The organism is Kitasatospora sp. NPDC001225, from assembly GCF_053597855.1.
This window is the reverse complement of sequence record NZ_JBSFJC010000058.1, coordinates 1-17,956: the sequence shown is the minus strand read 5'-3', so window position 1 is coordinate 17,956 and position 17,956 is coordinate 1. Positions and strand designations below refer to the sequence as shown.

Below are 17,956 nucleotides of genomic sequence, written 5' to 3'. Positions count from 1 at the left end.
GCAGCGGGGAGACCGAACCTCGACTGGCGACCGTCCGTCGCACCGTCCTATCCAGCACGACCCATCACAACGCCACGCGGCCCGTCCGGACGGTCGGCGCGGTCCGCCACGGCAGCGGCAGGAGCAGCATGCCCACTGAGCCCGAGTCGCCGGGGCCGGCGCTTCCTCCCGGCGCGGCGCCCGTCGTCGAGCCGCGAACGGTGGCGCCGCGAGCCGTAGAGCCGAGGACCGTGGAGCCGCGCACCGCCCGGCCGAGAGCCGTCGAGCCGCGTGTCGCCGAGCAGCCGGGCGCCCCGGAGCCGCGCACCTCCGGGCAGCCCGCCGCCGGCCCCACCACCACCGGGACGGGCCGGGCCCGGCCGCCCGCCCAGTCCTCGCGCCGCGGCTCCGCGGTGCGGCCGTCCCCGAGCCTCGCCGCCGCCCGGCTGGCGCCCGTGCTGTCGGGCGGCCTGCCGCCGTCCTCCGCGGACACCATGCCGGACTGGCTGGAGCCCGCGATGGCGGCCAACGGCATCGGCTCCTTCGACTGGGACATCCGCCGCGACGTCCTGGAGGGCGACCAGCGGGCCTGTGCGATCGTCGGCCTGGACGCCCTGGGGCAGAGCCGCTTCGACCGTACGGCCGCCTCCTTCCTGGCCATGCTGCACCCCGAGGACGCGCCCGTGGTGCGCCGCCGGGTCGAGCGCGCGGTGTCCGAGCTGGGCCAGTGCGGCGCCTACTACCGGACGGTCGGGGCGAACGGCGGCATGCGCGCGGTGCGCTTCCGCGGCCGGGTGCTCGCCGACGCCTTCGGCCGGGCCTCCCGGATGGTCGGCTTCGTCTGGGACGCCACCGTCGAGCTGCACAAGCGGGACCACGCCGACCGGATGGCCCTGCTGCGCGAGGAGCGCTCCCGGTTCATCAAGGAGGCGGCGCGCGCCCTCTCCGAAGCCGTCACCGTGCGTGACGTGGCCCGGGTGTTCACCGAACTGCCGCTGCCCGGACTGCCGCCGGACGGCCTGGTGCTGGCCTCCTTCGAGGCCGGACGGGCGCAGATCCTCGGCGCCTCCGGCTACCGCTCCGACTCGCTGGCGGTCTGGGACCGCACCGTGCTGCCGCCCGGCCACCCGGCCGCCGAGGCGCTGCGCCACCGCGCGCCGGTCTTCGTCTCGACCCGCGAGGACTTCCGCGACGGCTACCCCGAGGTGTGGGAGCAGACCAGCCGCACCGGCCGGGGCTCCTGGGCGTACCTGCCGCTGGTGGCCAGCGGCCGGGCGATCGGCGTCTGCGTGGTCAGCTTCGACGACGAGCGCGAGCTGGACGCCGATGAGCGGACCCTGCTGACCACGCTGGGCGGGCTGGTCGCCCAGTCGCTGGCCCGGGCCCGGCTGCACGACGCCGAGCACGAGCTCGCGGCCGGCCTCCAGCGGGTGATGCTGCCGCGCACCGTCCCGTCCGTCCCGGGCGTGACCACCGCCGTGCGCTACATCGCGGCCGGCTCCGGCCTCCAGATCGGCGGCGACTGGTACGACGTGGTGCCGCTGCCCGGCGGACACGTCGGCCTGGTGATCGGCGACGTCCAGGGCCACGACGTGCACGCCGCCGGGATCATGGGCCAGCTGCGGATCGCGCTGCGCGCCTACGCGGCCGAGGGCCACCCGCCCGCCGCCGTGATGGCCCGCGCCTCCCGCTTCCTCGCCGACCTGGACACCGACCACTTCGCGACCTGCACCTACGCCGAGGTCAACGTGGACTACGGCGTGGTCTACGCCGTCCGGGCCGGTCACCTCGACCCGCTGGTGCGCCGCGCGGACGGCACCGCCGCCGTGGTGCCGGTGGCCGGCGGGCTGCCGCTGGGCATCGACCCGGACCAGGAGTACCGGGTCACCCGGTTCAGCCTGGACCCGGGCGAGACCGTGCTGCTCTGCACCGACGGCCTGGTCGAGGCGCGCGGCATGGACCTGGACGAGGGCATCGCCCGGCTCGCCCGGGCGCTCGCCCGCCCGCTGCCGGACGCCGGGCAGGCCGCCCGCGACCCGCTGGAGGAGCTGGCCGAGCGGATCGCCTCCCAGGCCGCCGACTCCAGCGAGCGCGAGGACGACATAGCGCTGCTGCTCCTGCGCTGGGACGGCCCGGCCGGCGGGCTGGCCGCCCAGCAGCTGCGCCGCCGGATCGGCCAGGCCGACCTGGCGCGGGTCGCCGAGGTCCGGGCCGAGCTGCGCGACGCGCTGCGCCGCTGGGGCGTGGCCGAGTTCATCGACACCGCCGAGCTGCTCTCCTCCGAGCTGGTCACCAACGCCATCCGGCACACCGACCGGGACGCCATGTTCACCGCCCGGCTCTACCGGGAGCCGGAGGCGGACGGCGGCCGGGCCCGGTTGCGGGTCGAGGTGGAGGACGAGTCGGACCTCTGGCCGACCCGCCGGACGCCGGGGGAGCAGGCCTCCTCCGGGCGGGGTCTGATGCTGGTCGAGGCACTCGCGGACTCCTGGGGCGTGGAGCCGCGCGGCTCCGGCAAGCGGATGTGGTTCGAGCTCAGCGGGACGTCGGCGGCCTGAGCCCCAGGCCCGGTCTCCGGCCCCCGGGGGCGTCGGGGCGCCGACGGGGGAGCGGTCAGCCGAACTGCTGCTCCAGGTCCTTCAGTTTGCGTTCCATCTCGTCCAGCCGGGGCAGCGTGACGGTGTCCTCCTCCAGGGTGAGGTCGATGGTGCGCCGCTCCGGACGGGCCGGCAGGCCCGGCTGGACGACCGTGCCCTCGGCCGGTTCCACCTCGCGCGGACCGGCGGGGCGCTCCACCTCGGGACGCTCGGCCCCGACGCGCTCCGTCGACACCCGTTCCGCCGACACCCGCTCCGTCGAGACGCGTTCCACCCCGGGGCGGTCCGCCGTGGCGGCCGTCGCGGGCTCCGCGCCGGACCCCAGCCGCCGCGCGGTGCCGCCGCCGCGCCGCCAGGCGCTGTGGGAGCGGTTGATCGCCCGGATCTCGGCCCGTTCCCGGCGCCCGGCCAGCTTGCGGCGCTGCTTCTCGTCGGCGCGCTCCCGCTTGTCGTCGCGCACCTCCTCGACCGCCTCGTCCAGGCTGCGGACGTTCTCCAGCAGCATCAGCGACCAGGCCGCGTAGGTCTCGCGCGGGGCGCGCAGCCAGCGGACGATGCGGATCTGCGGCAGCGGGCGCGGCACCAGGCCCTGCTCGCGCAGCGCGGCCCGGCGGGTCTGCTTGAGCGCCCGGTCGAACAGGATCGCCGCGGAGAGGGACATGCCGGAGAAGAACTGCGGGGCGCCGGCGTGGGTCAGGCCGCGCGGGGCGTGCACCCAGTTGAACCAGGCCGAGGCGCCGGCGAAGAGCCAGACCAGCAGCCGGGAGCCGAGCGCGGCGTCACCGTGGCTGGCCTCGCGGACGGCGAGCACCGAGCAGAACATCGCGGCGCCGTCCAGGCCGAACGGGACGAGGTACTCCCAGCCGCCGGACAGGCCCAGGTTCTGCACGCCGAAGCCGACCAGGCCGTGGAAGGAGAGGGCGGCCGCGACGCCCGCGCAGCAGAACAACAGGGTGTAGGAGGCGCCGCCGTACAGGGATTCCTTGCGGCGGCGCCGTTCCTCGGAGCGCTCCCAGGAATCCGTGCCGGCGGTGGAGGAGGCGGACCCCCGGCTGCGGAGCAGGGCCACCAGGAGTGCGCTGACCAGCAGCCCCACGACCACGGTGATCGCCCATCCGAGCGGTATGTCGGACAATTTCATCGCCGAAACCAGCCTCGCTTTCCTGCGTCGCTTTTCTGCGTCGTGACGGCGGGGACCATCATGGCGGACGCGCGGCGAGGAAATGGCCGATTCGCCGTCAATGCGCTGAGGAGAGGGATTTCTGACCCGGTTACCATCGCATTGTCATGCGAATATGAAGCGGGCTTTTCCCGGAATCGCGGGCTTTTCGGACCTGATATCGGACAGGTTTTCGTCAACGCCGCGTGACGCGCGGACAGCCGCCGCACATGTCCTTCGGATCGGCGGTGTAGACGAGGCAGCAGCTGGCCCGGGCGCGCTCCAGGGCCGGAGCGCCACCGCCCCCGGGCGCCGGGGGCGCGAATCCGGCGCCCGGGATGAAGGGGGCCGGGGCCGGAGCGGGGCGGTCGCCCGCGCCGGGCGTGCGCGCGGGGTCGGGGGGCCCGCCGGGCGCCAGCAGCGCGGACAGTTCGGCGCGCGCCCGCTCCTGCTCCCCGAGCAGCCCGCCCGCGTAGCAGAGCCCCTCCACCACCGCGTCGGTGGCCATCGCCCACAGCACCCGGGGCCCGCGCCGCGCCTCCGGGCCGAAGGAGGTGAGCACCGGGGCCAGGAAGGCGCCCAGCGCGGACCGCAGGGCGGCGGCCAGCGCCGCCTCGTCCGGCACCGTCCGGGCCCACTCCGGGCCGACGGCCGCGGGCACGGTCGCCGCGCCCGCCGCCGTCCCGGGCTTCGAACCCGCCACCGACCCGGCCGCCGGGTCGTCCGGAAGGCAGGCGAACTCCGCCGGGCGGACGGTCAGTTCGACCGAGTCGGGGCGCCGGCGCAGCGCGACGTCCCCGAGGCCGAGCAGCGGGACGCGCCGCTCCAGGAACCACGGCAGCGTGAACAGCAGCGAGACCGGCCAGACGAAGCGGTGCAGCCCGAAGCCGGCCGCGACGTCCGGGCGCAGCGGCTGCCCGTAGCGGGTGAGGCCCTGCCGGGCGTCGTGGGCGATCAGCTCGCGCACCGCCTCGGGGCGGGCGGCGAGGTCGGCGACGGGCAGCCAGCCGCCGCCGTGCCGGGGCGGGGCGCAGCGCACCGTCAGGACGGGGGTGAGTCCTGACAGCCGGTGGTACGAGGGGGCGCCCGGGGCGGTGGGGGCGGGGGTGCGCGCCCCGGTGGCGCGGGGGACGCGCGGCCTGGGGCCGGGCCGGGTGCTGCTCGCGGTCATGGACGGCCCCATCGGGTCGACCGGGGCGCCCATGGTCCGCCCGGCGGTGCCCGGCCGGGTGGTGGCGGCGCCGGACGCGGCCGGACCGGGGCATGGCGGTGCCCGGGGAACGGCAAGGCGACCTGGCCGGGGTACTGCTCCCCCCGGCCAGGTTAGCCTCACCTTAGCTGATCGTCCCCCCGGTCTCGCTGGTGATGCGCCCGTCCGGGGGAGCACCGGTTGTGCGGAGGGTGTTCAGCTGGCGCGCGAGCCAGACCGGCACGCCGCCCAGGGCGTCCACCAGCCGGGTCGCCTCGGCCCGCAGCCGCGCGGCCTCGGGCGGCTCGGACACCTCGGCGAGCGCCGCGAGCGCCGGCGCCACCCCCACCGTGAAGCCGAGTTGCTCACGCAGCCGCAGGGAGGCGTCGAAGCCCTCCCGGGCGTTCCCGCGCTCCCCGCGCGAGAGCGCCAGCGCGGCCAGGTGCCGCCAGGTGTACGAGCGCAGCAGCTCGTCCCCGCGCTCGCCGGCGCCCTCGTGCGCCCGCCGGTAGGCGATCCAGGCCGCGCTGCGGTCGCGCAGCAGGTTCTCGGCGACCAGTCCGCGCCGGAAGTCCAGCAGCGGGCGGCCCGGGGCGTCCGGCGGCAGCAGGGCCGAAGTGCGGCCGAGCGCCGCCTGTGCCTCGTCCAGCCGGTCGCGCGGGCCGAGGACGCTCGCCACGTACGCGAGGAAGCCGCGGGCGCAGGCGGCGGCCGCGCGCTGCTCGGTGCCGGAGGCCAGGGCCTCCGCCAGGCGCAGCGCCTGTTCCGCCTGGGTCCAGTTCGCGGCGGTGAACAGGCATTGCTCGATGAGGAGTTCGGCCCGCCCCAGGGCCGCGTCCGGGTCGTGCTCGGCGGTCGGTCGCAGTAGTTCGGCGGCCTCCTGCCAGCACCCCCGGGACCTCAGCCGCCACACGGTGTCACCCGGCTCCTCCGCTGCCGCCCGCCCCCGCCCCTCCGGGTTGCTCGGGTCCCATCCGTGCTCCGACAACGCCACCTCCTTGTGTGCGCCATCCGGCATGGGCACGGACCTGCCCCTGAGGCCCTGTCGCCACGACCCGCACGCATGGCGACGACAGGGCGAAAGGCCCGCGCTGTGGCGGCAATTCAACACGGGGGTGAGCTTGTGCACCAGATCACGAGCGAAGGTTGTTGCTTTTGGAAGAGAAATGATCTAGGGGTGCGCGAGGGAAAGGGGCCGGAGGGGGCCGGTGGGGCGGCCCGGCGGGGCCGCCCGGTGGGTCAGGAGGTCCAGCCGGTCTCCATCAGGGCCTCGGCGGCGCCGTTCGCGGGCTGCGGCACGCCCGCCAGGTCCAGGCTGAACAGGGCCACCAGCAGCTGTTCGCCGCGCACGGTGGCCTGGTGCGAATAGCCCGCGAGGGTGAACATCGCGGCGGCCATCTCCTCGGCGTGCAGGGTCTGGAGCCAGAGGCACTCGACCGACTTCACGTCGGCGGGCTCGGTCCAGGTGTCCACCTGGGCGACCATCCGGCCGCCCAGCAGGGTGACCCCGTCGCGCTCCTGGGACTCGGTGAGCTCCAGGTCGTCGAAGCCGAGCCACTCCAGGTAGCGGGCGGCGGTGAACACCGCGTCCTGCGAGGTGCGCACCGGGTGCGGGCGGAACGGCGCGCGGTGGCGGAACGGGCGGGAGCGGCCGGTCGGGGACGGTGCGGGCGGGGCCGGGGCGGGGGCGTTCGCCGGGTGGGCCGGGAGCGGGCGGGCGGCCTGCGGGCCGGGGGCGGCGAGCGGGGCGGCGGTGCCGGTGCCCAGGCGGGTGGCGCGGTCCACCGGCAGCCGGACGGTGGCGCCGCAGTTGCAGGTGAACTCGGGCTGCGGCCACTGGTCGGAGCGGCCGCAGTGCGGGCAGCGCATGCTCAGCCAGGAGTCCTCCCAGGACCGGAAGCGCACCTGCACCGGCACTCCGCCGCGCAGCAGCGGCACCTTGAGCGAGGCCCCGCACGGACAGGGGAGGGAGGGCGGTTCGTAGAGGTGCTCGCGGCGGCAGGCGGGGCAGCGGATCGCCCGGGCGCCACCGCCGGGCCCCGTCCGCGCGGGGTCGTGTCCGGTGAAGTCGTCGGGCAGTCCGGCCATCGCGGGCTCCGTCCGTCGGTGTCGGGTGGGTGGGACGTCTCCCATGCTCCCCGAAATGTCCGGCGCAGGACGCGGAATGGGGCAATCCTCAGGGACGGATCAGGGGATCCTGCCTGCTCGGGTAGGGAAGGAATCCTTCCGGAGGGGGATGCCCGGCGCGGCGGACCGGGACGTTCAGCCGGCGGACCAGCGGGCCAGGTCGGCGGGGGTGTCGAGGTCGTCCGGGGCGGCGACGTCGGCGCACTCGACCAGGACGAGCTCCGCCGCGTGCGCCGCCAGCAGGGCGCGGGCCCCGGCGTCGCCGAGGGCGCCCGCCGCCGCCTCGGCGAAGTGCCGGGCGCCGATCAGCACCGGGTGTCCGCGCCGCCCCTGGTAGGCCGCCGCGGCCAGTTCGGCGCCCGCCCGGTGGGCGGCCAGCAGCCGGGCCACCGCGGCCGGGGTGACGCCGGGGGTGTCCACCAGCATCACCAGTGCCGCCGAGGCGTGCGGCGGCAGCGCGGCCAGGCCGGCCCGCAGCGAGGAGCCCATGCCCTGCGCCCAGTCCGGGTTGCCGACCAGTCGGCAGCCCGGCAGGTGCGCGGTGGCCCGGACCCGTTCGCCCGCCGCGCCCAGCACGACCGTGACCTCCGTGCAGCCGCCGGCCCGGACCACCGCCACCGCGTGCTCCACCAGCGGCCGGCCCCGGTACCGGAGCAGCGCCTTGGGCCGCCCGCCGAGGCGCCGCCCGCCGCCGGCGGCGAGGACCAGGGCGGCGACCGGGCCCGGTCCGGCGGGTGTCGGCGCTGTCTGCATGGGGCCAGCCTGCCCGGTCGGGGCCGGGGCGCGCATTGTGGGAAGCCACAAGCGGAGGCGGTGCGCGGCGGCCGCGCCCCGGCGGTTCGGCCGCTGGCCGGGGCGGGCCCGGCCCGCCTGTACTGGGCCGATGAACACGGCCCCGTACAACCCCGCCCCGTACAGCCCTGCCCCGCACAGCCCTGACCCGCGCACCGCGCCTCCGTACGACACGCGACCGCACGACACCGAGGCCCGCGACCCCGCCCCGCCCCCGCTGGTGGACCGCTTCGGCCGGGTCCACACCGATCTGCGGGTCTCGCTGACCGACCGCTGCAACCTGCGCTGCACCTACTGCATGCCGGCGGAGGGGCTGCCCTGGCTCGGGCGCGCCGGGCTGCTGGGGGACGACGAGGTGGTCCGGCTGGTGCGGATCGCGGTGGAGCGGCTGGGGGTGCGGTCGGTCCGGCTGACGGGCGGGGAGCCGTTGCTGCGGCGGGGGTTGGCGGGGCTGGTCGGGCGGATCGCCCCGCTGGGGGCCGAGGTGTCGTTGACCACGAACGGGATCGGGCTGGCGCGCGCGGCGGCCGGGCTGGCGGCGGCGGGGCTGGGGCGGGTGAACGTCAGCCTGGACACGCTGCGTCCGGAGCGCTTCGCCGCGATCACCCGGCGGGACCGCATCGGTGACGTGCTCGCGGGGCTGGCGGCGGCGAGGGCGGCCGGGCTGGGGCCGGTGAAGGTGAACGCGGTGCCGGTGCGCGGGGTCAACGACGACGAGATCGTGGAGCTGGTGGAGTTCGCCGTCGGGCACGGGTACCGGATGCGGTTCATCGAGTCCATGCCGCTGGACGCGCAAGGGGCGTGGGACCGTTCGGCGATGGTGACGGCGGCGGAGGTCCTGGCGGCGCTGGGGGAGCGGTTCGACCTCGTCCCCGTCGGCCGGTCCGGCAACGCCCCGGCGGAGGAGTGGCGGATCGCCGGTACGGACGCGGTCGTCGGCGTGATCGCCTCCGTCACCCGGCCGTTCTGCGGCGGCTGCGACCGGGTGCGGCTGACGGCGGACGGGCAGCTGCGCGCCTGTCTGTTCGCGACGGAGGAGTCGGACCTGCGGGCGCTGCTGCGCGGCGGGGCGGACGACGCGGCGATCGAGGCGGCCTGGCGGGCCGCGGTGGCGGGCAAGGGGCCCGGACACGCCGTCGGCAGCGCGGAGTTCGTCCGGCCCGACCGCCCGATGTCCGCCATCGGCGGCTGACGGCGCGGCCGGGGCTGGGGCCCGGACCAGGGCATGAGCGGATGTGAGCTTCGACATGCTCGGCGGGATCGCGTGGCGTCGGCTTGACCTCCCCCCGGGCGGCTGGTCTGCTGGCTTGCCGTCAACCCGCCCCTGACCTCCGGAGTTCCCCGTGCCCGCCCGCCGCTCCACCCTGTCCGCCGCCACCGTGTTCCTGATATGCGCGCTCGCGCTGGTCGGCTGGCTGATCGGCGGCCGCGACCACAAGTCGACCGGCCCCAAGGCCAACGGCGGCACCGCCGCCGCCGGGGCCACCGGCACCAGCCCGCTGCAGAACCCGGACGGCACCAAGCCCGGCCTGGCGCCGCTGACCACCCCCGAGGAGCAGAAGGCCGGGCGGGACGTCATCGCCAAGGTCACCACCGCCGCCGTCGGCACCAAGGACGGCTACGACCGCAACGAGTTCGGCCCCGCCTGGACGGACAACGTCGAGGGCGTCCCGTTCGGCGGCAACAAGTGCGACACCCGCAACGACCTGCTGGCCCGCGACGGCACCGCCGTCGAGCACAAGGACGGCTCGGACTGCACGGTCACCGCGATGACCATCTGGGACCCGTACACCGGCAAGAGCGTCCAGTGGACCAAGCAGCAGGCCTCCAAGATCCAGATCGACCACGTGATGCCGCTCTCCTACGACTGGCAGATGGGCGCCAGCAAGTGGGACAAGGCCAAGCGCGTCCAGATCGCCAACGACCCGCTGAACCTGATCCCCGCCGACGGCTCGCAGAACGCCTCCAAGGGCGACTCCGGCCCGGCCTCCTGGCTGCCCGCCAACACCGAGATCCGCTGCTCCTACGCGGTGCGCTTCGCCCAGGTCTCGCTGAAGTACCAGCTGCCCGTCACCGAGGCCGATAAGAAGACCATGCTCCAGCTGTGCGGCGGCTGACGAAACGTCAATCCACGCCGTCGAAGGGCGGGCGCGGTGTGCCCCCGGTGACGGCCGGGCGCGGGCCGGGTGGTATTCGTGGGCGGTGGCCCCGATGATCTCCCCGCTCCCCCGGTCGGCCGGGCGCGCCGTGCCCGCCCTCGCCGCCGCCCTCGCCCTCGCGCTGTCGAGCGGCTGCACGGGCGCCGCCCGTCCGGCCGTCCGCCCGCCGCTGGACGAACGGGTCGCCGCCACCGCGGCCCCCGCCCTGCGCGCGCTCTACGACCAGCGGATCGACTGGCGGAGCTGCCCCGGCGAGGACGACGGCGACCAGGACGCGGCCGCCGTGCGGTGCGCCACCCTCAAGGTCCCGCTGGACTACGCCGACCCGGGCGGGCGCACCGTCGACGTCGCCCTCGCCAAGGTGGCCGCCGCCGACCCGAAGCGGCGGCTCGGCGCCCTGCTGCTCAACCCCGGCGGCCCCGGCAACTCCGGTGTCGACATGGTCCGTTGGGGCTGGCAGAGCTACCAGGGGCCGCTGCACGACCGGTACGACCTGGTCGGCTTCGACCCGCGCGGCGCCGGCGACACCACCCCCGTCCACTGCCTGGACGACCGCACCCGCGACCAGTGGAACGCCACCGACGACCCGGCCTACGACCACGCCCGGATCCTCGCCGAGGCCTGCCGCGCCCGGCACGCCGACCTGCTCCCGCACCTCGGCACCCGCGACACCGCCCGCGACCTCGACGTGCTGCGCGGCGCCCTCGGCGAACGCCGGCTGGACTTCCTCGGCTTCTCCTACGGCACCCACCTCGGCGCCCGCTACGCCGAGGAGTTCCCCGAGCGCACCGGCCGGCTCGTCCTCGACGGCGCCGTCGACCACAGCGCCCCCGCGGCGCGGCTCGGCATCGAAGCCGCCGTCGCCGCCGAGACCGGGCTCCGGGCCTTCGCCGCCGCCTGCGCCACCGAGGACGGGGCGGCCTGCCCGCTCGGCGCCGACCCGGCCGCCGCCCCGCAGCGCCTCGCCCGCTTCCTCGACGGCCTGCGCGACCACCCGCTGCGCGCCGCCGACGGCCGGACCCTCACCGCCGCGCTCGGCTGGGTCGCCGCCCTGGACGTCCTCTCCGACGGCCGCCGCTCCTGGCCCCGGCTGCGCGAGGCCCTCGAACCGGCCGTCACCCGGGGCGACGCCGACGGCCTGCTCGCCCTCGCCGACGGCGCCGACGGCCGCGGCGAGGACGGCCGCTACCGGACCCCGGCCGACGCCTTCGCCGCCATCTCCTGCGCGGACGGCCCGCCGCCGCCCACCGAGGCGGAGCTGCGCCCGGCCCTCGCCGAACTCGCCGCCCGCGCCCCGCTGACCAGCGGGCACGACCCGGTCGGCATCCTGCTCGAAGCGGACTGCCGCTCCTGGCCGTACCGTCCGGCCGAGCCGCCGCGACCGGTCCGGGCGCCGGGCAGCGCCCCGCTCCTGGTGATCGGCTCCACCGCCGACCCGGTCACCCCGTACGCCTGGGCCGAGCGGCTCTCCGCCGGGCTGGAGCACGGCGTGCTGCTCACCCGGGAGGGCGACGGGCACACCGCGTACGACAAGAGCGGCTGCGTCCGGGCGGCCGTGACGGCGTTCCTGGTGGACGGGCGGCTGCCGGCGGCGGGCACCCACTGCGGGTCGGACTGAGGGCGGCGGGGGCCGGCTGAGCGCGGAGGGGGCCGGCCGGGGACAGCGCGGAGGGGGCGTGCCGCTTTCGCGCGGCACGCCCCCTCCGGGGTCGCGGCCCCCGGTCAGGAGGTGGGGGCCGTCAGGTCGTAGAAGGTGGTCGAGCCGATGGTCTTCGCGGTGAAGTGGGCGGTCACCCAGGACTCGATCTGGGCGGACTCGCTCTGCTGCCCGCCCTCGCCGCCCGCGCCGCCGCCGAAGCCGCGGCGGGAGCCGCCCGCGCCGATGAACCAGTGCACCTTCCCCTCCTGGACGTACTTCTGGAAGCCGGCCAGGGTCAGCGAGGGGTCGGTGCCGTTGAAGCCGCCGAGGGCCATCACCGGTTCGCCGGTGGCGAGTTGGTAGCCGGCCGCGGTCTGCGAGCCGATCGCGGCGGCCGCCCAGGTGTAGTGGTCGGCGTTCTCCTTGAGCATGGCGGCGACCTCGTCGGTCACCTTGGGGCCGTCGAGCAGGCCGCCCATGCCGCCGGGGGGCGGGCCGCCGGCCGTGCCGCCGGTGCTGTTCGTGCCGTCGGTGCCGGTGCCCTCGGGGTCCTGGGTGCCGGGGAGGCCGGTGCCGCCGTCGGTGCCGCGCTCGTGGCGGCCGTTGGCGCGGTCGCCGCCGTTGCCGGTGCCGCCGCCCGGGAAGCCCTGCCCGGGCGCGAAGCCCTGCTGACCGCCCTGACCGCCCTGACCGCCCTGACCGCCCGCGAAGCCCCCCTGGCCACCCGGAGCACCCGGGCCGCCCTGGCCGAACCAGTGCCCGTTGCCGTTGCCGTTGCCGCCCGGGAAGCCCTTGCCGCCCCGGTGCCCCATGCCGCCCGGCCCGGACCCGCCCTTCACGCGCGGCCCGGCGGTCACGATCGAGCCGGTGTGCGGGGAGTTCACGGTGTCCACCGCGTACGCGGCCGGACCGCCGAGCGCCGCCGCGAGGCCCACCAGGCCCGCCACCGAGGCGATCCGCGCGCCGGCCCGGCCGGAGACCCGTCCGACGAACGGCCCGGCCGCCAGCGCGGCCGCCGCGAGCAGTCCGCCCACCAGCACCGCCCAGCGCAGCCACGGCAGGAAGCCGGAGCTGCGGCCGAGCAGCACGAACGCCCAGACCGCCGTCACCGCGAGCGTCCCGGCCAGTACCAGCGCCCAGGGCACCCGGTGCCGGGCCCGCCACAGCCCGTCCACGCCCATGCCGATCAGCGCCGCGACGGCCGGGGCCAGCGCCACCGTGTAGTACTGGTGGAAGATCCCGGACATGAAGCTGAAGACCAGCGCGGTGGAGAGCAGCCAGCCGCCCCAGACCAGGAAGGCCGCGCGGGCGGTGTCGGCGCGGCCGTAGCGGCGGGTCGCCCAGAGACCGGCCAGCAGCAGGATCAGCGCGGCCGGCAGCAGCCAGGCGATCTGCCCGCCGATGTCGGTGCCGAACATCCGGGTCAGGCCGGTCTGCCCCCAGCCGCGGCCGCCGGGCGCCGCGCCGCCCGGCAGGTCGACCCCGGCCGGCATCCGGGCGCCGCCGCCCACGCTGCCGCGCTCGTTGCCGTCGACCCGGCCGAGGCCGTTGTAGCCGAAGGTGAGCGAGAGGAAGCTGTTGTCCTGCGAGCCGCCGATGTACGGGCGGGCCGAGGCGGGCATCAGCTCGACGACCGCCACCCACCAGCCGCCCGAGACCAGCAGTGCCGCGCCCGCGAGCAGGGTCTGCCGCACCCGTCGCCAGAGGCCGGTGGGCGCCACCACCAGGTAGATCACCGCGAAGGCGGGCAGCACCAGGAAGGCCGCCAGGGTCTTGGTGAGGAAGGCGAGGCCGAACATCACCCCGGTGAACACCAGCCACCGGGTGCCCGCCGCCTCGACGGCCCGGACCATCCCGTACGCGGCCAGCGTCAGCAGCAGCACCAGCAGCGCGTCCGGGTTGTTGAAGCGGAACATCAGCGCCGCGACCGGGGTGAGCGCCAGCGCGGCGCCCGCCAGCAGGCCGCCGAGCGGGGAGAAGCGCCGGCGCACCGTCGCGTACAGCACGCCGACGGTGGCCGCGCCCATCAGCGCCTGCGGGGCCAGCACCGACCAGGAGGAGAGGCCGAAGATCCGCGCCGAGAGCGCCATCGGCCACAGCGAGGCCGGGGGCTTGTCGACGGTGATGAAGTTCGCCGCGTCCGAGGAGCCGAAGAAGAAGGCCTTCCAGCTCTGCGAGCCGGCCTGCACGGCGGCCGAGTAGAAGGAGTTGGCCCAGCCGGAGGCGCTCAGGCCCCACAGGTAGAGGACGGCGGTCGCGGCCAGCAGCGCCAGCAGGGCCGGGCGCACCCAGCGCGGGTCGTCAGCGCGCCCGCGCCAGGCGCGGGCGGGGAGGGTGCGCAGCCGGTCGGGCCAGGTGGCGAACCCCTTGGGGCCGGCGGGCGGCAGGGGCTGTTCGGGGAAGAGCGGCGCCGGGTCCGGCCGGACCGGGTCCGGCCGCGGCACCTCCGGCGGCGGGTAGTGCGCGGCCTCGGGCCACGGTTCGCCGGCCGGAGGGGAGTAGCTGCTCGTGGTCATGCGCCATACCGTCGGTGGCGTGCCTGAGAGAACCGTGAGACGGGAGTGTGAGGCGCGTGTGATCTGGAACGTCAGGCGGATGGCGGTACGGCGAGGTGCTTGCCCAGCCACTCCAGGGCCGGGGGGATCTCCCTGGTCCAGGTGTGGAAGTTGTGGCCGGCGGTGTCCAGCGTGATGGAGGACATCGTGGTGGGGGCCTTGAAGGCCGCGATCATGGCCTTGGTCTCGTCGTAGTTGTTCTCGTCGTACGCGGTGGTCAGCAGCAGGTTGACCGGGGCGGGCGGCTGGTTCTTCAGCCGCCACAGCAGGTCGTTCTCCTGCTTCAGCCGGTCGTTGCCGCCGAACAGGTCGCCGGTGGTCGCGTCGTGGGCCGCGTCGTAGTAGCCGGAGAGCGCGACCGCCGAGCGGTAGGCGTCGGGCTTGCGCAGCGCGAACTTGAGCGCGCAGTAGCCGCCGGTGGAGTTGCCGATCACCGCCCGGCTGGCCGGGTCGGTGCCGATCCGGTAGGTGGTGGCGAGGGCCTTGGGCAGGTCGCTGGTGAAGAAGGTCTCCACCTGGGGGCCGTTCGGCACGTCCACGCACTCGGTGTCCCGGTCGCCGACCAGGGTGGGGCGGGTCATCACCAGGACGGTCGGCGGCAGCTTCTTCTGCTCGATCGCGTTCAGCGTGGACGCCGGGTACTGCATCAGCGAGATCAGCTTCTCCGGGGTGCCCGGGTAGCCGGTGAGCACCAGGGCCATCGGGAAGCGCTGCTTGGCGTAGTCCGGCTGGAAGTACTGCGGCGGCAGGTAGACGTACGCCTCGGTGGTCAGGCCGCTGCCGGCTCCTTTGACGTCGACCTTCTGGATCAGGCCGGAGCGCTCCGGGTCCGAGCCCTGCGCGGAGTAGAACTTCTGCTCGCCGGTGACGGCCACCCCGGAGGCGTTGGGCTGGTGGTCGACCACCGTGCCGAGCCCGCCGCTGGTGCCGAGCAGGTCCGTCCAGGAGCTGTAGAAGCCGAAGTAGCTGTTGGCGATCAGGCCCATCGCGGCCAGCACCGACACCTGGGTGGCCAGGAACGCCCCGAGCCGGCCCAGCCACGCCTTCCAGCCCTTCCCGCCGAACCGCGGCCAGAGCCACATGGTGGCGGCGAAGACGGCGATCGCGAGGAGCGAGGCGATGATCTGGAGGGGGAGTCCGGTGAGACTGAGCACGGGCCCGATCGTAGTTGACCTCCGGAGACGGCCTCGGAGGGCCCCTCGGAGGTGACCGCCGGGTAATGGGTTGACGGGGTCGTTCGTGCTCGGGACCATGTGTGACCGCACGGCTGCGCGGTGTGCGCGCGGTCCGGCTACCCGGGGGTGGGGCATGAGGTTCACGGGGTCCGAGAGGTTCGTGGGGAAGGCCGGTCTGGCCGTCGGCACGGCGCTGGTGCTGGCGGCCTGCTCCGGTGGCGGGGGCGGTGGTTCGGCGGGTGGCTCGTCCGCGCCCGGGGCGGCGGGGACGGGGGTCTCGGCGACGCCGACCGCGACGCCAACGCCGACCCCGACCCGGGCGCCGTACGGCCCGGTGCTCAGCGCGAGCGTCGACCCGGTCACCGTCGCGCTCGCCCAGGTGGCCGGTGCCAAGGACCTGGGCGACCTCGACACCGTGCTCGGCGGCATCGTCACCAGCGCGCAGGGCGCCGCCAAGTCCCTGAGCGTGGCGGACGAGCCGCCCGGGGTGACGACGGCGCGGAAGGAACTGGTGGCGGCGCTGACCTCGCTCGCCACCGACGCCGGCAAGGTCCGCAGCGACATCAAGTTCCACGACGTCTGCGCGCTGAGCTCGGCCGAGGCCGAACTGGGCGCCTCCCAGGGGCTGGCGGCGGTGTCGGCGGCCCTCGTCACGATGACCGCGGCCGGCTACCAGACCACCTTCGCCGTCCCGCCGCTGCCCCAGCAGCAGTCCCGCGCGCTGGACAACGGCACCATGGTCCGGAAGGGGAAGCTGCGCGGCGAGGGCGTGTTCAAGGTCGAGAACGGCGGCAAGGTGGACGCCGTGGTGTCGCTCGCGCTGAACGGCAAGGCCGTGCACTCGGTGTTCGTCGGCAAGGGGCAGCACGCCAGTGTCGACGGCGTGGAGGACGGGACGTACGAGGTCTACGTCTCCGGCGGCGCGGACTGGGACTCCGACGCCAAGGGCTTCACCCAGAACTGCCAGTTCACCAAGTTCGAGGACACCTTCCCGTTCGAGACCGGCCGGACCGCGACCTCCTGGGAGATCACCCTCCAGCCGGTGGCCGACGGCAACGCCAAGACCAACGACGTGGACCCGAACGCCTTCCCGCAGCCGTAGCCGTAGCCGCAACCGCGACCGCAGCCGCAGCCGTATCCACTGCCCCGGCCCGTAACGGGCATACCGGGACGGGTCGTTGCCGTCGGATGGCACGGCCCGTGCCGGGCAGTGGCGAGTTCGGTCACACTCCTTGACCTCTTGAAGTGGCCATGGCACTTTCATGCGGCGCGGGCGTCGGCGACCAGTCGTACACCCCGCGATCCCCCACAAGGAGAGCCATGTTCAAGAGACTTGTCGCGGTGGCCGGTACGAGTGCCGTCGTCGCGGGCGGGCTGGCCTTCGCCGCCGCCCCCGCGCACGCCGTCCAGGCGGCCGACCTGACGTCCACCATCGCCCTGAGCAACTGCTCGGCCTCGCTGGTCCGTTACCCCACCTCGGCGGCCGGCGACCGGGCGCTGATGCTCACCAACGGACACTGCCTGCCGACCATGCCCTCGGCCGGCCAGGTCATCCAGAACACCACCGCCAGCCGCAGCGGCACCCTGCTGGATGGCGCGGGCAACAGCCTGGGCACCGTCCAGGCCGACAAGCTGCTCTACGCGACCATGACCGGCACCGACGTCGCCCTCTACCAACTCACCGACACCTACGGGTCGATCAGCTCGAAGTACGGCGCCACCGCGCTGACGATCAGCGACGCCCACCCGACCGACGGCGCGTCGATGTACATACCCTCGTCGTACTGGAAGCAGGTCTGGAACTGCTCCGTCAACGGCTTCGTGCCGACCCTGCGCGAGGACGCCTGGACCTGGCACGACTCGCTGCGCTACAGCTCCGGCTGCAACACCACGCACGGCACCTCCGGCTCGCCGATCGTCGACTCCGCCAGCGGGCGGATCGTCGGCATCAACAACACCGGCAACGACGACGGCGGCATGTGCACCCTCAACAACCCGTGCGAGGTGGCCGCCGACGGCACCACCAAGGCCTACAAGGGCCAGAGCTACGGCGAGGAGACGTACTGGTTCACCACCTGCCTGAACTCCTCCACCCGGGCCATCGACCTCAACGTGGCCGGCTGCCTGCTCACCAAGCCGGCCGGCAGCGCCGTCTCGGTGACCAACCCGGGCAACCAGTCCACCGCCGTCGGCGGCGCGGTCAACCTCCAGATCAACGCCTCCGGTGGCACCGCCCCGCTGTCCTACGCCGCGAGCGGCCTGCCCGCCGGGCTGTCGATCAACGCCTCCACCGGCGCGATCACCGGCACCGTCTCCACGGCGGGCAGCTCCACCGTCACCGTCACCGTGACGGACGCCGCCGGCAAGTCGGCCTCCACCAGCTTCACCTGGGCCGTCTCCACCGGTGGCGGCGGCTGCACCCCGGCCCAGCTGCTGGGCAACGAGGGCTTCGAGTCGGGCACGGCCACGCCGTGGACGACGTCGAGCGGCGTGGTGGACAGCAGCGCCTCGCAGGCGGCCCACAGCGGCTCCTGGAAGGCGTGGCTGAACGGCTACGGCTCCACCCACTCGGACTCGCTGTCGCA

At 75.4% G+C, this 17,956-nt stretch carries 13 protein-coding genes; 6 read left to right on the top strand and 7 right to left on the bottom strand.

The window, feature by feature from the left end; genetic code table 11:
• Positions 1–230 precede the first annotated feature (230 nt).
• Positions 231–2,537, top strand: coding sequence for a SpoIIE family protein phosphatase (locus ACWDCZ_RS20830; protein ID WP_107418653.1), 2,307 nt, complete (start codon positions 231–233; stop codon positions 2,535–2,537).
• Between the two features lie 55 nt (positions 2,538–2,592).
• Here ACWDCZ_RS20830 and ACWDCZ_RS20825 read toward each other — a convergent pair whose 3' ends face one another.
• The 5 genes from ACWDCZ_RS20825 to ACWDCZ_RS20805 form a co-directional block, all read right to left on the bottom strand.
• Positions 2,593–3,717 carry a DUF2637 domain-containing protein gene (locus ACWDCZ_RS20825; protein WP_449816617.1) on the bottom strand — a complete coding sequence of 375 codons (1,125 nt, stop codon included), beginning with the start codon at positions 3,715–3,717 and terminating at the stop codon, positions 2,593–2,595.
• Between the two features lie 214 nt (positions 3,718–3,931).
• Positions 3,932–4,906, bottom strand: a complete 975-nt coding sequence (locus ACWDCZ_RS20820) for a (2Fe-2S)-binding protein (RefSeq protein ID WP_449816616.1) — start codon at positions 4,904–4,906, stop codon at positions 3,932–3,934.
• A gap of 163 nt (positions 4,907–5,069) precedes the next feature.
• Entirely contained in the window at positions 5,070–5,942 is an 873-nt protein-coding gene (locus ACWDCZ_RS20815; protein ID WP_449816615.1) for a hypothetical protein, read from the bottom strand.
• A 221-nt stretch (positions 5,943–6,163) separates the two neighbouring features.
• Positions 6,164–7,012 (bottom strand): hypothetical protein, encoded by an 849-nt coding sequence (locus ACWDCZ_RS20810; protein ID WP_241852729.1) that lies wholly within the window; start codon positions 7,010–7,012, stop codon positions 6,164–6,166.
• A 174-nt stretch (positions 7,013–7,186) separates the two neighbouring features.
• A complete protein-coding gene (locus tag ACWDCZ_RS20805; protein ID WP_074001021.1) occupies positions 7,187–7,804 on the bottom strand; it encodes a nucleotidyltransferase family protein in 618 nt (205 codons plus the stop codon).
• A 130-nt stretch (positions 7,805–7,934) separates the two neighbouring features.
• On the opposite strand from ACWDCZ_RS20805, the gene moaA reads away from it, so the two are divergent.
• From moaA to ACWDCZ_RS20790, 3 genes are all read left to right on the top strand, one after another.
• Positions 7,935–9,035 carry a GTP 3',8-cyclase MoaA gene (gene moaA / locus ACWDCZ_RS20800; RefSeq protein ID WP_449816614.1) on the top strand — a complete coding sequence of 367 codons (1,101 nt, stop codon included), beginning with the start codon at positions 7,935–7,937 and terminating at the stop codon, positions 9,033–9,035.
• A gap of 151 nt (positions 9,036–9,186) precedes the next feature.
• Positions 9,187–9,960 (top strand): HNH endonuclease family protein, encoded by a 774-nt coding sequence (locus tag ACWDCZ_RS20795; protein ID WP_117487336.1) that lies wholly within the window; start codon positions 9,187–9,189, stop codon positions 9,958–9,960.
• A gap of 94 nt (positions 9,961–10,054) precedes the next feature.
• Positions 10,055–11,620, top strand: a complete 1,566-nt coding sequence (locus tag ACWDCZ_RS20790) for an alpha/beta hydrolase (protein ID WP_449816613.1) — start codon at positions 10,055–10,057, stop codon at positions 11,618–11,620.
• A gap of 104 nt (positions 11,621–11,724) precedes the next feature.
• On the opposite strand, the gene ACWDCZ_RS20785 is transcribed toward ACWDCZ_RS20790, so the two are convergent.
• Together ACWDCZ_RS20785 and ACWDCZ_RS20780 are read right to left on the bottom strand one after the other, a co-directional pair.
• Positions 11,725–14,157, bottom strand: coding sequence for a glycosyltransferase family 39 protein (locus ACWDCZ_RS20785; RefSeq protein ID WP_449816612.1), 2,433 nt, complete (start codon positions 14,155–14,157; stop codon positions 11,725–11,727).
• Between the two features lie 71 nt (positions 14,158–14,228).
• Positions 14,229–15,350: an alpha/beta hydrolase gene (locus ACWDCZ_RS20780; protein ID WP_074001025.1), complete on the bottom strand. Its 1,122-nt coding sequence runs from the start codon at positions 15,348–15,350 to the stop codon at positions 14,229–14,231.
• Between the two features lie 154 nt (positions 15,351–15,504).
• Between ACWDCZ_RS20780 and ACWDCZ_RS20775 the strand changes: the two genes are divergently transcribed.
• Both ACWDCZ_RS20775 and ACWDCZ_RS20770 read left to right on the top strand, forming a co-directional pair.
• A complete protein-coding gene (locus tag ACWDCZ_RS20775; RefSeq protein ID WP_449816611.1) occupies positions 15,505–16,473 on the top strand; it encodes a hypothetical protein in 969 nt (322 codons plus the stop codon).
• 218 nt (positions 16,474–16,691) lie between these two features.
• A partial coding sequence (locus ACWDCZ_RS20770; RefSeq protein WP_449816610.1) for a putative Ig domain-containing protein occupies positions 16,692–17,956 on the top strand: 1,265 nt, incomplete at its 3' end.

Excerpts from the sequence above, each read along its gene's own strand:
- ACWDCZ_RS20825 (WP_449816617.1), bottom strand. The coding sequence starts at position 3,717 with ATGAAATTGTCCGACATACCGCTCGGATGGGCGATCACCGTGGTCGTG.
- ACWDCZ_RS20820 (WP_449816616.1), bottom strand. The coding sequence starts at position 4,906 with ATGACCGCGAGCAGCACCCGGCCCGGCCCCAGGCCGCGCGTCCCCCGC.
- ACWDCZ_RS20815 (WP_449816615.1), bottom strand. The coding sequence starts at position 5,942 with ATGCCGGATGGCGCACACAAGGAGGTGGCGTTGTCGGAGCACGGATGG.
- ACWDCZ_RS20810 (WP_241852729.1), bottom strand. The coding sequence starts at position 7,012 with ATGGCCGGACTGCCCGACGACTTCACCGGACACGACCCCGCGCGGACG.
- ACWDCZ_RS20805 (WP_074001021.1), bottom strand. The coding sequence starts at position 7,804 with ATGCAGACAGCGCCGACACCCGCCGGACCGGGCCCGGTCGCCGCCCTG.
- moaA (WP_449816614.1), top strand. The coding sequence starts at position 7,935 with ATGAACACGGCCCCGTACAACCCCGCCCCGTACAGCCCTGCCCCGCAC.
- ACWDCZ_RS20790 (WP_449816613.1), top strand. The coding sequence starts at position 10,055 with ATGATCTCCCCGCTCCCCCGGTCGGCCGGGCGCGCCGTGCCCGCCCTC.
- ACWDCZ_RS20785 (WP_449816612.1), bottom strand. The coding sequence starts at position 14,157 with ATGACCACGAGCAGCTACTCCCCTCCGGCCGGCGAACCGTGGCCCGAG.
- ACWDCZ_RS20775 (WP_449816611.1), top strand. The coding sequence starts at position 15,505 with ATGAGGTTCACGGGGTCCGAGAGGTTCGTGGGGAAGGCCGGTCTGGCC.